Here is a 13,339-nt window from a genome sequence, read left to right as displayed (position 1 = left end):
TGCTCCTGCGGGGACGGCGGGCGCGGGCCCCGCGTCACTTCCGCGCGGCGATCGCGGCGAGCAGCTGCTCCACCGCCGCCGTCGGCTCCGCCAGCAGCGCCCGGCAGGCCGCCTCGGCGCGCTCCGGGCTCCGGCTCTCGATCGCGTCGACCAGCGCCGCGTGGGTGGCGATCACCACCTCCGGCATGTCGCGGTCGCCGAACGCGGTGCGCATCGACTCCCGCACCGAGGCCCCGAAGTACCGGTACACCTCGGTCAGCGCCGGGTTGTGCGCGGCCTCCACCACGGCGGTGTGGAACTCCAGGTCGTGCTCGACGGTGGCCTCCCGCCCGGTCCGCTCGGGGTGCGCCGCCATCACCTCGGCCTCGCGCGCCAGCGCGGCCCGCATCCGGGCCAGGTCCTCCGGGGTGTGCCGCTCGGCGGCCAGCCGGGCCGCCTCGGTCTCCAGCGCGGCCCGCACCTCCAGCACGTCCCGCACCCCCGAGCGCTGCACCCCGCGCAGCACCGCCGCCGGGTCACTGGTCGAACGGACGAACGTCCCCTCGCCCTGCCGCGACACCAGCATCCCCGCGTGCACCAGCACCCGGATCGCCTCGCGCACCGTGTTCCGCCCGACCTGCAACTGCTCCGCGAGCTCGTGCTCGGTCGGGATCCGCGCCCCCACCGCCCAGACCCCGGACGCCAGTTGCTCCCGCAGCTGCTCGATCGCGGCATCCACCAACGACCGCCGCCCCGCCGCCTGCAACCCCTCCACGCCCGGACTCCTCTCCACACTCACCGCCGACCTGTCCGGTCATCCTACAACTGCTTGCCCGGTCATCCTACAACTGGCCCACCCTTGACGGCGTCGTGGTTCGCCGCAGAGGTGATCACTGCACGGGAGAAGATCGTCACTCTCCGTCGTCATGACGCATTGCACCCTGGGCGAGGGGTCGGGAATTCCTCCAGGATCAAATAGAAAAAGGGGCGCAATGCTCCCGTCCCAGGAAAAGAGGAATTGATAACCCGGGGTAAATGTCCGCGATAATGAGATTGATGCGTGCGCTATTGGTTCGGCGCCGATGGCTTCTTCTTGGCGCCGGCGCGGTGCCGTCGCGGTACGGTTCTAGTGGGGTACAAGATGCAAGCAGTTTAACGTCGCATGGCCGCCGTAGCCCTGACGGCCGCCTTCGGGAACGGGATTCCGACCATGGCTGCTCCGAGTGCGCTCGCCGACAACTCCGGCTCGTGCAACTGGAACAGCGCCCGCCTCTTCGCCGACCAGCGGCGGCAGCGAGTGCATGAACTCGTCCTCGCGTAACTCCTACGTCAGCTGTGCAACAACGACGAGGCAAGTCAGGTGTCCGTCGGACGTACACCTCGATCAGCGGGGACGTCCACGCGGTGAACGACGTGGACCTCGATGTCGCCGATGGAGAATTCATTGTCCTGATCGGTGGTTTGGGCCGGGCTTCGGCGGGTCGGGTTGAAGTGTTGGGAACAGATCTCGCCGGTTTGTCGGAGGTACATCTGTCTTACCTGCGGATGGTTTCCATCGGTTTCGTCTTCCAGGAACTCAACCTTCTTCCCGAACTCACCCTGCAGGAAAACGTCGCGCTGCCCTTGGAGGGCCGGGGGTGGTTCGTGCCGAGGCCCGCCGCCGGGCCGATGAGGCGCTTGCGCGGGTCGGCCTGTCGGGGCTCGGCCCGCGTTTTCCCGACGAGGTGTCGGGGGCCGGCAGCAGCGCGCCGCGATGGCCCGGGCCGTGGTGGGTGAACGCCGCCTGCTACTCGCGGACGAACCGACCGGTGCACTGGATTCGGCTACGGGTGCTCAGGTCCTGAAGACCCTGCGCGACCTGCGTGATTCGGGGGTGACGGCCATCGTCCCCACCCACAATCCGGCCAATGCTGAGTACGCGGACCGTGTCGTCAGGATGCAGGACGGTCGGATCGTGGAAATCTCCCGATGGTGATCTCCGGAATCACCCAGCAGGTCCCCTACCGCGAGACCGACTGGTCGAACCCGATGGCGTCCGGCCTGGTGCGCACCGTTTCGGGGCGGATGCCGAGTGCGGCCGACGAGATCGCCGTCTCCCCCGCACCGGCTTCGAAGAGCCGCCTGTCGCTGGGGGACACCGTCCGCTATCCCTGGGCGTCCCCACCTCCGACATCCATGTCGAGCGGGGGTACCAGCCACCACTTCCGGCACGGTGGACGGTGACCCTCACGACCGGGGGAGCCATCGCTCTCCTGTCGGCGATGACAGCGGTGGGAAGCTCCGCGCAGGAGATCCGTGCCCGCATGCTTCTGCTGCGCGTCGTCGGTTTTGCCGGTGGCATCCAGCGACGGATCCTCGCTGCTCAGGCCGCGGTCATCGTGGGCCTGGCCATGCTCATCGGCGTTCTCGGCGGCTGGCTGGTGGCGGGGAGCCAGCTGTGGCCGCAGGGCATCGAGGTTTCCATGCCCTGGCCGACGACCGTTGCTACGGCACTCGGTGTGATCGGGCTGTCCTCGGCCTTCGCCGCCGCCCTGCGGCCGCACGTGGACTCCCGGCTCAGGGAACGCTGAACGCCCGTCCGGCGCCGGGGCGTTGTACGGCTCACACCCGGGGGCGGGAACCGGCGGTCCGCATGCGGGCGTTCCAGTGCACGGAGTGGTGCCCCGGGCAGTGACTCGGAAATGATCCCTTTGTATGCTCCGCTCTCCGGCTCCATCCGCCCGTCGACGCAGACCTGGGCGGGCGGGGCGGTGGTAGAGGCGCCCCGCGGGGCAGCTTCCGGTGAAGGGTGCAGGAATGACAGGCCGCAGGGCGGGGACGTCGGGTGAGGACGCCGGGTGGTGGGAGGACCTTCCCCCGCAGGGCGACCCGTACCGGCAGGACGCGCCCCAGCGCGACGACATACCCGGGCCGCGGGTGCCGCGCAGCCGTTCCGGCGGCCACGACGACGCCCCCGCCGGGGGCCGGGCCGAGGCGCGGCGGGCGGCGCAGGGCCGGGGCGGGCGGCGGGCCGGGGGCGCGGCCGCCGACGGTCCGCCGGAGGGCGGTCGGGCCGGGGCGCGGCGGGCGGCGCAGGGGCGGTCCGCGCAGCGTCAGCTCCGCGCCCGCCGGACCAAGCGGATCGTGATCTGGAGCCTGGTCGGCACCACGCTCGCCGTGGTCGGCACCGGCGGCTACCTCTACTGGCGGCTGAACGCCAACATCTCCTCCTGGGACAAGTCCGGCGTCAGCGAGAGCCGCCCCCCGGAGGCGTCGGCCGACGCGAACGGCAACAGGCCGATGAACATCCTGCTGATCGGCTCCGACTCGCGCGACGGCGACAACAAGGACCTCGGCGGCGGCGAGGACGGCGGAGCCCGCTCGGACACCACGATCCTGCTGCACGTCTACGCCGACCACAAGCACGCCGTCGGCGTCTCGATCCCGCGCGACGCACTGGTCACCATCCCCAAGTGCAAGCTGCCGAACAAGACGTGGGCCAAGGAGCAGCCCAACGTCCGCTTCAACGGCGCCTTCTCGGTGGGCAACTCCGAGTCCGGCAACCCGGCGTGCACCCAGAACACCGTGGAGCTGCTCACCGACCTGCGGGTCGACCACACCATCGTGGTCAACTTCGAGGGCTTCGCCGCGATGACCCAGGCCGTCGACGGCGTCCAGGTCTGCCTGCCCAACGACATCCACGAGGGCGACCTCAACCCCAACCTGGGCCGCAAGGGCAAGCTGATCTACCACAAGGGCGTCCAGAAGGTGGAGGGCCAGGCCGCCCTGGACTACGTCCGGCTGCGGCACGGCATCGGCGACGGCTCCGACGTCGGCCGGATGAAGCGCCAGCAGGCGTTCCTCTCGGCGCTGATCAAGCAGGTCAAGTCGAACGGGATGAGCCCGACCAGCCTGTACCCGCTGGCCGACGCCGCCACCAGGTCGCTGACCGTGGACGAGGACCTGGACAGCGTCCAGAAGCTGACCGACCTGGCGATGACGCTCAAGGGCATCGACCTGCACGACATCAAGTTCGTCACCACCCCCTGGCACTACGAGGGCGCCAAGATCGGCTTCGACCACCCCGAGGTCGACCAGCTGTGGGCCGCGCTGAAGGCCGACCGGACCCTCGACAACAAGGACGCCGGCGCCGCCAGCGCCTCCCCGTCCCCGGCCGCCTCCGCGGCGGCCACCGCGAAGCCCTCCGCGACGCCGGCCCCGCCCGCGGACGGCACCGGTGTGAAGGTCGCCGTCTACAACGGCACCACCACCGGTGGCCTCGGGAACAAGGCCGCCGCGGTGCTCAAGGGCGCCCACTACACCGTCACCGCGACCGGCAACGCGGCCAGCCAGAACCACGCCACCACGGTGGTCCAGTACGGTTCGGCCTCGCAGAAGGAGCGCGCGCAGGCGGTGGCCGCGCTGTTCCCCGGCGCGACGGTCGAGGCCGGGAGCACGCCCGGCATCACGCTGGTCCTCGGCAAGGACTACGCGGCCGCGGCCGCCGGCGGGACGGCTTCGGCCGGTGGCGGGAAGGCCTCGGCCGGGGCCACCGACCCGGGCCCGGTCTCCTCCCGAATCGCCGAGGAAGCCCGCTCCGCGGACCAGGCGGCCTGCTCCGACCTGACCTTCGGCTGACGCGCCGCCGAGCGACGGGCCTCCGGCTGACGGGCTGCCGACCAGCGGTCTGCCGACCGGCGCTCCGCCGACCGGCGGTCCGCCGACCGGCGGTCCGTCAGCCGAGCCCGAACACCCGGTCCAGCACCACGGCGACGCCGTCCTCGTCGTTGCTGACCGTCACCTCGTCGGCGACCGCGCGCAGCTGCTCGTGCGCGTTGCCCATCGCCACGCCGTACCCGGCCCAGCGGAACATCGGGACGTCGTTGGGCATGTCGCCGAAGGCGATGGTCTCGGCGGCGGTGACGCCCAGGCGGCGGACGGCCAGCGAGAGGCCGGTGGCCTTGGTCAGGCCGAGCGGGAGGAGCTCGACGATGCCCTCGCCCGCCATCGTGACGTTGACCAGCTGACCGGCCACCGACCTCGCGGCGTCGGCGAGTTGGTCGTCCGTCAGGTCGGGGTGCTGGATGTACAGCTTGCTGACGGGGGCGGCGAGGAGCTCCTCGGGCGCGACCGGGCGGATCGGCAGTTCGGTGCCGATCCGCAGCCGGTAGCCGGGCCCGGCGAGCACTTCGCCGTCCAGCCCGTCCTGGTTGGCGGCGACGGCCAGCGGGCCGGTCTCGGCCTCGATCTTGGCGAGGGCGACGGCGGCCAGCTGCCGGTCCAGGGTGACGGAGGTGAGCAGCTTGTGCGCGCCCGCGTCGTAGACCTGGGCGCCCTGCCCGCAGACCGCTATCCCGGTGTACCCGATCTCGTCGAGGACCGGCCTGGTCCAGCCGGCCGAGCGGCCGGTGACGATGATGTGCTTCGCCCCGAGCGCGGTGACCGCGCCCAGGGCCGCGCGGGTGCGGGCGGAGACGTCCTCGGCGCTGGTGAGCAGCGTCCCGTCGAGGTCGGTGGCGACCAGTCGGTAGGGCAGGGGGGCGGTGCTCATGGCGCGGGGTGCTCCTGGACGAAGGGGTGTTACCGGGCGGCGACGGGCTCCAGCACGGCCTTCCCGCCGAGGAAGGGCCGCAGCGCCTCGGGCAGGACCACCGAGCCGTCGGCCCGCTGGTGGTTCTCCAGCAGCGCGACGATCACCCGGGGGACGGCGACCAGGGTGCCGTTGAGGGTGGCGAGCGGGCGGACGCCCTCGCCGTCGCGCATCCGGATGGAGAGCCGGCGGGCCTGGTACTCGGTGGTGTTGGAGGTGGAGGTGACCTCGCGGTACTTGCCCTGGGTCGGGACCCACGCCTCGATGTCGAACTTGCGCGCGGCGGAGGCGCCGAGGTCGCCGGAGGCGACGTCGATGACCCGGTAGGGCAGTTCCAGCGCGTTCAGGAAGTCCTTCTCCCACTGGAGCAGGCGGCGGTGCTCGGCCTCGGCGTCCTCGGGGGCGGTGAAGACGAACATCTCCACCTTCTCGAACTGGTGGACGCGGATGATGCCGCGGGTGTCCTTGCCGTAGGTGCCGGCCTCGCGGCGGAAGCAGGAGGAGAAGCCCGCGTACCGCAGCGGGAGCCGGTCGGCGTCCAGGATCTCGTCCATGTGGTACGCGGCGAGCGGGACCTCGCTGGTGCCGACCAGGTAGCGGTCGTCGTCGGCGAGGTAGTAGACGTTCTCGGCGGCCTGGCCGAGGAAGCCGGTGCCGTCCATCGCGGCGGGGCGGACCAGCGCCGGGGTGATCATCGGGGTGAAGCCGACCGCGGAGGCCTGCGCCATCGCCATGTTGACCAGGGCGAGCTCCAGCAGCGCGCCGGGGCCGGTCAGGTAGTAGGAGCGGGCACCGGCGACCTTGGCGCCGCGCTCGGTGTCGATCGCGCCGAGCAGCTGGCCCAGTTCGACGTGGTCGCGGGGCTCGAAGCCCTCGGCGGCGAAGTCGCGCGGGGTGCCGATCTCCTCCAGCGTGACGAAGTCCTCCTCGCCGCCGACCGGGGCGGCCGGGTCGATCAGGTTGGCCAGCGCGCGCTGCAGCCGCTCGGCCTCCTCCTTCGCCTCGCCCTGCGCGGCGTCGGCGGCCTTCACCTCGGCGGCCAGCTCCTTGGTGCGGGCCAGCAGGGCGGCCTTCTCCTCGCCCTTGGCGGCGGCCACCTGCTTGCCCAGCTGCTTCTGCTCGGCGCGCAGCTCGTCGAAGCGGGTGCCGGACGCGCGGCGGCGTTCGTCGGCGGAGAGGAGGGCGTCGACCAGGTCGACGTCCTCACCACGGGAGCGCTGCGAGGTGCGCACTCGCTCGGGGTCTTCACGGAGCAGGCGGAGGTCGATCACGGGCTCCAGCCTACCGGTGGCCGGGGGCCGCTCCGGGACGCCGCCCGGCCGGGCGCGGTCGGCCGGGCGCGGCCGGCCGGGGCCCGCCGTCCGGGGGTGTGGCATGCTGCCCGGCGCGGCCGGGGGAAAGCCGTTCCAGGGGTTGGGGATAACCCGGCCCTTCCTGTGGATAACCCCGGTGGACGACCTTCCCGGGGGCGGGTTATCCACAGGCTCGCGCCCGCGCCTGTGGACAGCGGGAAGGGAAAGGTCCGCAGACGTCCGAACCGGGAATTGCAGGTTTCAAACCTCGATTCGGCTTCCCGAGTGAGGGAATTCGCTCGCTCGCCCAGGTGATTTGTCGGTGCAAGGGCGACTCTGGTCCGATTGGTCCACTCCACACCGCTAGTAGATGATCTGACCGGCTCCAGTGGTTTCTTTACCGTTTTGTCGACTCCGGCCCGGACCTGTGGATAACTGCCCGTCAGCTGGGGACAACCGGGCCTGTGGACGCCGCCCGCCGCCCTGTGGATGAACCGCCCGACCGCGGCCCCGACCCGCCCGGCCGACCGCGCCGCAGGTGAACGGGGCTGCGCCGGGCAGGTGACGCCCGGGCGTGTCGGAAATGAACGGGGCGGAGCCGTCCACGGCCCCGCCCGGGAGGCGGGACGGCTACAGCTCCCCGCGCCCGTCCAGGCAGCGCGAGAGCCAGTCCGCGGCGTTCGCGAAGTCCAGGTCCGAGGTGCCGTTGCGGAGCGGGAAGGCGGTGCCCTTGTCGGCCCGCGGGTAGGAGCCCAGGAAGCGCACCTGCGGGCAGATCCGCTTCAGGCCCATCAGCGCCTCGCTGACCCGCCGCTCGCTCAGGTGCCCCTCGCAGTCGATCAGGAAGCAGTAGCTGCCCATGCCCTCGCCGGTCGGCCGGGACTCGATCCGCATCAGGTTGATCCCGCGCACCGCGAACTCCTGCAGCAGCTCCAGCAGCGCGCCCGGGTGGTCGTCCGGCAGCCACACCACCATCGAGGTCTTGTCCCAGCCGGTCGCCGAGGACACCCGCCCCGGACGGCCCGCCAGCACGAACCGGGTGGTCGCCGAGGCCGCGTCGTGGATCTCGTCCGACAGCACCTGGAGCCCGTACAGCTCGGCCGCGAACGCCCCCGCCACCGCCGCGTCGTAGCGGCCCTCCTGCACCAGCCGGGCCGCCTCCGCGTTGGACGCCGCCGACTCCCACTGCGCGTCGGGCAGGTTGGCGGCCAGCCAGTGCCGCACCTGCGGCTGGGCCACCGGGTGGCCGCTGACCGTCTTGACGTCGCCCGCGACGGTGCCGGGCCGGACCATCACCGCGAACGAGATCGGCAGCAGCACCTCGCGGTAGATCATCAGCGGGCTGCCGTTGATCAGCTCGTCGCTGGTGGTGGTGACCGCGCCGTCCACCGAGTTCTCGATCGCCACCATCGCGCCCGCGGCCTCACCGGCCCGCACCGCGTCCAGCGCCGCCGACACCGACGCCATCGGCGTCAGCTCCCGGGTCGCCGCCTCCGGCAGGCTGCGCAGCGCCGCCTCGGTGAAGGTGCCCGCGGGCCCGAGGTAGGTGTAACGGGTCGCCGACATGACCGCCTCCGAACTCACTGCGCCTCACGCGTGGGCATCCCCGGCCCACCCCGTCACCATAGCCACTTTCCCGGCCCCTCCCGGCCCCGTCCCGCCCCTCGGGCAGCGGCCCGCACACCCGTACGGGCGGCCGGTCAGCCCTCCAGCAGCTGCTGCCCGACGTACCCGCCCGCGGGCGCGCCCGGCGGCACCGCGAACAGCGCCGACGCCTCGTGCCGCAGGTACCGGGACAGGCCGTCGCCCCGCGACAGCCGCTGCTGCACCGGCACGAAGCCGCGCGCCGGGTCGGCCTGGTACGCGGCGAACAGCAGCCCGGCGTCGGGGGAGCCGTCGGCGAGCAGGCCGTCGTGGAAGGAGAAGCCGCGCCGCAGCATCGCCGCCCCGCCGTTGGAGTCCGCCGCGGCGACCCGGACGTGCGCGTCGGGGGCGATCCGCAGGACGCCGTCCGGGTCGGTGGCGGCCAGGTCGACGGGGGTGCGCTCGACCGCGTCGGGCCCGCCGGACAGCGGGGCGCCGTCGCTCTTGCGGCGGCCGATGATCCGCTCCTGCCGGTCCAGCGGCAGGGTGTCCCAGCCCTCCAGCAGCATCCGGATCCGGCGCAGCACGGCGTAGCTGCCGCCGGCCATCCAGTCCGGGCCGGTGGCGAACACGGTGGCGGCGAAGCCCGGGTCCTGCGGGCGCGGGTTGTTGGTGCCGTCGACCTGGCCCATCAGGTTGCGGCCGGTCACCGGGTGCGGCGTCGCCCCGGGCGTGCGGGCGAAGCCCGACATCAGCCAGCGCGGCGCGGCCAGCCCGGTGGCCAGCCGCGCCAGCACCCGCAGCGCGTGCACCGCGACCAGGGCGTCGTCCGCGCCGACCTGCACCCACAGGTCGCCGTCGGAGCGGGCCGGGTCCAGCGCGTCGCCGGGGAAGGCGGGCAGCGCGGCCAGCGCCGCCGGGCGGCGGTCGGCCAGGCCGACCTTGTCGAACAGGGACGCGCCGAAGCCGAAGGTGACGGTCAGCGAGCTCGGCCCGGCGTCCAGCGCGACCTGGTTCTCGCCCTCCGCGGCCGGTTCGCCCGCGGTCATCCGGGCGGCCGCCGCCGACCAGCCGCGCAGCAGCGCGGCCAGCCCGTCCCGCCGGGTGCTGGCCAGCAGGTCGAACGCCGCCCACTCCGCCCGTGCCTGGGCCGGTTCGACGATCCCGCCCTGGTGCGGCCCGTGGAACGGCACCCGCGCCGCGCCCAGCGTCCCCCCGTCGGCCGGGGCGTGCGCGGACGCCCGCCCGCCCCACGCCCCGCCGGCCGCCCCCACCGCGAGCCCGGCCCCGGCCCCGCCGATCACCGCCCGCCGCGACAGCCCGGCCGGCCGGGCGCTCACGGGCCGACCTTCAGCTGCCGGGTGGCCGTCACCTGGTCGATGTCGGAGGAGCGGACGGTCACCGACACCACCCACACGCCGTTCAGCGGCAGCTGCGCGGTGCCGGTCCAGCTGCCGGTGCCCTGCGCCTGCAGCGTCACCGGCAGCGGCCCGAGGTCGCGGTCCGGGAGGGTGAAGGCCAGCTCCAGCTCCGGCACCTCGGTGGGCTGCCCGGCGGAGTCGGTCAGCTTCAGGGTGACGGCGTTGGGCCCGGTGGCGACCGGGTTGACGGTGACGACCGCGGTGCCCTTGGCGTTGGCGGTGCGGCCGCCGGTGTCGTACGGGAGCTTCAGCTCCTCGGTCCGCCCCGGCACCGCCGAGGCCCCGGCGCCCGCTCCCGCACCGGTGCCCGCCGTCGCGGGCGCGTCGGCGACGGCCTGGGCGACGCGCCCGGGCGGGGAGTTGGTGAGCATGGTGGTGACCACCAGCACCAGCATCGCCACCGCGGTCTCCACCACGACGCTGCGCCGCAGCCCGGCCCGGGCCGGGGAGCCGACGGCCGTCCGCTCGCCGCGGGCCCGCTCGCGCAGCGCCCGCTGCCGGGCGAGCTGGGCAGCCCGCTCCGGGCTGCCGTCCGCGGCACCCGCACCCTCACCGGCCCCGGGCTCCGCCGCCCCGGGCTCCGCCGCTCCGGGCTCCGCCGCTCCGGGCTCCGCCGCTCCGGGCTCCGCCGCTCCGGGCTCCGCGGTCTCGGCTGCCGCCGTCTTGGCTGCCGCCGCTCCGGTTTCCGCGGCTTCGGCTTCCACCGTCTTGGCCTTCGCTGCTTCGGCTTCTGCCGCTCCGGCTTCCACGGTCTCGGCTGCCGCCGTCCCAGCTTCCGCCCCTTCGGCTTCCACCGCCTTGGCCTTCACTGCTTCGGCTTCCGCGGTCCCGGCTGCCGCACTCTCGGCTTCCACCGTCTTGGCCTTCGTCGCTCCGGCTTCCACGGTCCCGGCTACCGCCGTCCCGGCAGCCACCGCCCCGGTCGGGGCCCCGTCCGCGGCGCGCAGCCGGGCTGTCCAGGCGCGGGAGATCCAGGCGACGCCGAGCATCGCCGCCACGCAGCCGATCTTGATCAGCAGCAGCCGCCCGTACTCGGTGTCGACCAGGGCGCTCCACGAGCCGAGGCCGCGCCAGGACTGGTAGACGCCGGTCACCGCGAGCACCGCGACCAGCCAGAACGCCAGCTTGGAGAAGCGGTCGACGGCGCCGGCGGACAGGCCGTGGCGCAGGCCGACGGCGAGGACGGCCAGGCCGCCGAGCCAGCCGGCCATCGCGAGCAGGTGCAGGGCGGCCATCGGGAGCGCCAGTGGCACCTGGATGCCGACCGAGGAGTGGTCGGCGCCGACCCAGGTCGCGGTCAGTGCGAGGGCGAGGACGAGCCCGGCCAGGCCGAGGCCGAGCCGGGCGTCGCGCTGCGGGCGCTCGGCGGCGGCCCGCTCCAACCGTCGCAGCTCCGCCTCCTCCTCGTCCTCGGGTTCCGGCTCCGGGGCCGGGTCCGCGGCGGGAACGGGCTTCGGCACCCCCAACTGGCCGACCAGCAGCGACAGGAAGACGCCCGCGGCGGCGAGCAGCAGCAGCCGGGCGGCGAGCGCGGTGCCGATCCGCTCGTCCAGGGTGGCGCGCACCAGCGAGAGGTCGAAGGACTGCCCGAGGCCGGTGCCGCGCTCGTACGGGCCGCGCAGCATCAGCACGGCGACGGTGGACAGCAGCAGCGCGACCCAGCCGGTCATCAGCAGCCGCTGCACGCCGCGCACGGCCGCGCCGCCGGGCCACACCACGACGACGAACGCGGCGGCCCCGGCCAGCAGCGCGAACGCGACGTAGGCGACGGTGCGGGCGGTGCCGTAGGCGAAGGCGACCGCGCCGTCGGCCTTGGCGCCCTGGACGGCGGCGGCGTCCACCGAGGTGTCGGACGGGGCGCCGACGGAGAAGGTGAAGGCGCCGCCGACGGGGTGGGAGTCCTCCGAGACGGCCCGCCAGGCGACCGTGTAGGTGCCGTCGGCGAGGCCGGAGCGCAGCGCGACCCGGGCGGTGGCGGCCCGGCCGTCGACGTGCTCGGGCTTGCCGTCGTCGACCGCGTTGCCCTGCGGGTCGAGCACCCGCACCGAGTCCGCGGACAGCGACACGCCCTCGCTGAAGGTCAGCGTGACGGCGGCGGGCGCGGTCGCCACCACCGAGCCCCGCTCCGGGTCGGTGCCCTCCAGGGTGGCGTGCGCGGACGCCGCCGTCGCCCCGCCGAGCACCAGCCCGAGCGCCGCCACCAGCACCACCAGCAGCGCGCCCAGCCGCCGCCTCGCCCCTGTCACCACGTGCGTGCCTCTCCTCGTCGCCATCGCCGATCAGCTCCCCGGACGGTACGTCAGCGGTTTCACCGGAACCCTGACCACGACCCGGCCCGCCTTGGCGAACTGCAGGTCCAGCTCCAACTCGTCGCCCAGAGCGGGCTGTCGGGTCCAATCCATGATCATCAGGTGCGCGCCGCCGCGGGACAGGTCGAGGGTGCCGCCGGCCGGTACGTCCATCCGGTCGACCTGCTCCATCGTGCTGTCGGTCGAGCGGTGCATCGTCACCGACCCGGCGGCCGGGCTGCTCACGCTGACCAGGGTGTCCGCGCCGCCGCTGTTGCGGACGGTCAGGTAGCCCGCGCCCGTCCCGCCGGGCGTGGCGGGCAGCGGTATGTACGGGTCCGCGACGGTCAGCCGCGGCGCGCCGCCGTCCCCGGACTGGTGCGCCACCGCGCCCGCGCCGACCGCGAGCGCGGCCGCTAGCCCCGCCCCGAGCAGCGCGGAGCGCCGGAACGACCGGCTGCTCACACCGCCACCCCGTCCGCCATCAGCTCCAGGTCGTGCTTGTAGACGTCGATCGAGGAGCCCGCCATGTACAGCAGGTGCGCCTTGTCGTCGGTGGGCAGGAACGCCAGCACCTGCGCGCCGTGGGTGGAGGTGACCGCGCCCTTGGCGTCCACCACCGGGTCCTCGACCGCGATGCCCAGCGGCCGGGCCGCGGCCTTCACCTTCGCCAGGTCGCCGGTCATCCCGACGAAGTCCTTGCCCATCGAGTCCAGCCAGGTCCGCAGCACCTGCGGGGTGTCCCGCTCCGGGTCGGTGGAGACGAACACGACCGCCAGCTTCGCCCGCTGCTCGGCGGTCAGCTTCGACATCGCGACGCCGATGTCGCCCATCGTGGTCGGGCACACGTCCGGGCAGCTGGTGTACCCGAAGAACAGCAGCACGCTCTTGCCCGCGGTCCGCGCCCGCAGGTCGTAGGGCTGCCCGGAGGTGTCGTTCAGCACCAGGTCCGGCTTCTCGAAGTTCTTGCTGAGCACGGTGCCCTGGTACCGGCTGGTCGACGCCTTCTTGCTGACCTTCGCCGCCCCGGTGCTCTCCCCGCCGTCACCGGACGAGGCACAGGCGGAGAGCGCCAGCGAGGCGCCGAGGACGAGGGCGGCGGCGGTCAGCAGCCGGGGGCGGGGGCGGGGGAGGGGAGCCAAGGGACTTTCCTGTTCGTGCGGGGAGCTCGTACGTGCGGGAAGGGGGTGCCGGGACGGGGCGCGC

12 protein-coding genes are annotated in these 13,339 nt (G+C 73.7%); 4 read left to right on the top strand and 8 right to left on the bottom strand.

The window, feature by feature from the left end; translation table 11 throughout:
- Positions 1 to 34 precede the first annotated feature (34 nt).
- Positions 35 to 754 carry a FadR/GntR family transcriptional regulator gene (locus OO57_RS10030; RefSeq protein ID WP_051777082.1) on the bottom strand — a complete coding sequence of 240 codons (720 nt, stop codon included), beginning with the start codon at positions 752 to 754 and terminating at the stop codon, positions 35 to 37.
- A 629-nt stretch (positions 755 to 1,383) separates the two neighbouring features.
- On the opposite strand from OO57_RS10030, the gene OO57_RS47185 reads away from it, so the two are divergent.
- The 4 genes from OO57_RS47185 to OO57_RS10010 all read left to right on the top strand — a co-directional run bounded on the left by OO57_RS47185 (position 1,384) and on the right by OO57_RS10010 (position 4,596).
- The gene (locus OO57_RS47185; RefSeq protein WP_324606771.1) at positions 1,384 to 1,755 is read left to right on the top strand and encodes a hypothetical protein; all 372 of its coding nucleotides are present in this window, start codon (positions 1,384 to 1,386) and stop codon (positions 1,753 to 1,755) included.
- Positions 1,756 to 1,947: 192 nt separating this feature from the next.
- A complete protein-coding gene (locus OO57_RS10020) occupies positions 1,948 to 2,202 on the top strand; it encodes a hypothetical protein (protein WP_033251982.1) in 255 nt (84 codons plus the stop codon).
- Complete coding sequence (locus OO57_RS10015; RefSeq protein ID WP_033251981.1) at positions 2,199 to 2,549, top strand: hypothetical protein; 351 nt, start codon at positions 2,199 to 2,201, stop codon at positions 2,547 to 2,549. The genes OO57_RS10020 and OO57_RS10015 overlap by 4 nt, the downstream gene beginning before the upstream one ends.
- A gap of 226 nt (positions 2,550 to 2,775) precedes the next feature.
- Complete coding sequence (locus OO57_RS10010; protein ID WP_033251980.1) at positions 2,776 to 4,596, top strand: LCP family protein; 1,821 nt, start codon at positions 2,776 to 2,778, stop codon at positions 4,594 to 4,596.
- Between the two features lie 97 nt (positions 4,597 to 4,693).
- Here the strand turns inward: OO57_RS10010 and OO57_RS10005 are convergent, their stop codons facing one another.
- The 7 genes from OO57_RS10005 to OO57_RS09975 form a co-directional block, all read right to left on the bottom strand.
- On the bottom strand, positions 4,694 to 5,509 hold the full coding sequence (locus OO57_RS10005) for an HAD family hydrolase (protein ID WP_033251979.1): 816 nt from the start codon (positions 5,507 to 5,509) through the stop codon (positions 4,694 to 4,696).
- A 29-nt stretch (positions 5,510 to 5,538) separates the two neighbouring features.
- Positions 5,539 to 6,819 (bottom strand): serine--tRNA ligase, encoded by a 1,281-nt coding sequence (gene serS / locus OO57_RS10000; protein ID WP_033251978.1) that lies wholly within the window; start codon positions 6,817 to 6,819, stop codon positions 5,539 to 5,541.
- Positions 6,820 to 7,470: 651 nt separating this feature from the next.
- Positions 7,471 to 8,406, bottom strand: a complete 936-nt coding sequence (pheA, locus tag OO57_RS09995) for a prephenate dehydratase (protein WP_033251977.1) — start codon at positions 8,404 to 8,406, stop codon at positions 7,471 to 7,473.
- A gap of 134 nt (positions 8,407 to 8,540) precedes the next feature.
- Positions 8,541 to 9,764 carry an iron uptake transporter deferrochelatase/peroxidase subunit gene (gene efeB / locus OO57_RS09990; RefSeq protein WP_033251976.1) on the bottom strand — a complete coding sequence of 408 codons (1,224 nt, stop codon included), beginning with the start codon at positions 9,762 to 9,764 and terminating at the stop codon, positions 8,541 to 8,543.
- Positions 9,761 to 12,091, bottom strand: a complete 2,331-nt coding sequence (locus OO57_RS09985; protein WP_234337289.1) for a FixH family protein — start codon at positions 12,089 to 12,091, stop codon at positions 9,761 to 9,763. Before OO57_RS09985 ends, efeB begins: the two co-directional genes overlap by 4 nt.
- A gap of 33 nt (positions 12,092 to 12,124) precedes the next feature.
- The gene (locus OO57_RS09980; RefSeq protein ID WP_051777078.1) at positions 12,125 to 12,598 is read right to left on the bottom strand and encodes a copper chaperone PCu(A)C; all 474 of its coding nucleotides are present in this window, start codon (positions 12,596 to 12,598) and stop codon (positions 12,125 to 12,127) included.
- On the bottom strand, positions 12,595 to 13,275 hold the full coding sequence (locus OO57_RS09975) for an SCO family protein (protein ID WP_051777076.1): 681 nt from the start codon (positions 13,273 to 13,275) through the stop codon (positions 12,595 to 12,597). Before OO57_RS09975 ends, OO57_RS09980 begins: the two co-directional genes overlap by 4 nt.
- Positions 13,276 to 13,339 lie beyond the last annotated feature (64 nt).

It is taken from the genome of Kitasatospora phosalacinea, from assembly GCF_000717185.1.
Lineage (GTDB): Bacteria > Actinomycetota > Actinomycetes > Streptomycetales > Streptomycetaceae > Kitasatospora > Kitasatospora phosalacinea_A.
This window is presented reverse-complemented; position numbering and strand designations above follow the sequence as displayed.

Bases quoted from the DNA above. Each gene is read 5' to 3' on its own strand.
- OO57_RS10020 (WP_033251982.1), top strand. From the start codon at position 1,948: ATGGTGATCTCCGGAATCACCCAGCAGGTCCCCTACCGCGAGACCGAC.
- OO57_RS10010 (WP_033251980.1), top strand. From the start codon at position 2,776: ATGACAGGCCGCAGGGCGGGGACGTCGGGTGAGGACGCCGGGTGGTGG.
- OO57_RS10005 (WP_033251979.1), bottom strand. From the start codon at position 5,509: ATGAGCACCGCCCCCCTGCCCTACCGACTGGTCGCCACCGACCTCGAC.
- pheA (WP_033251977.1), bottom strand. From the start codon at position 8,406: ATGTCGGCGACCCGTTACACCTACCTCGGGCCCGCGGGCACCTTCACC.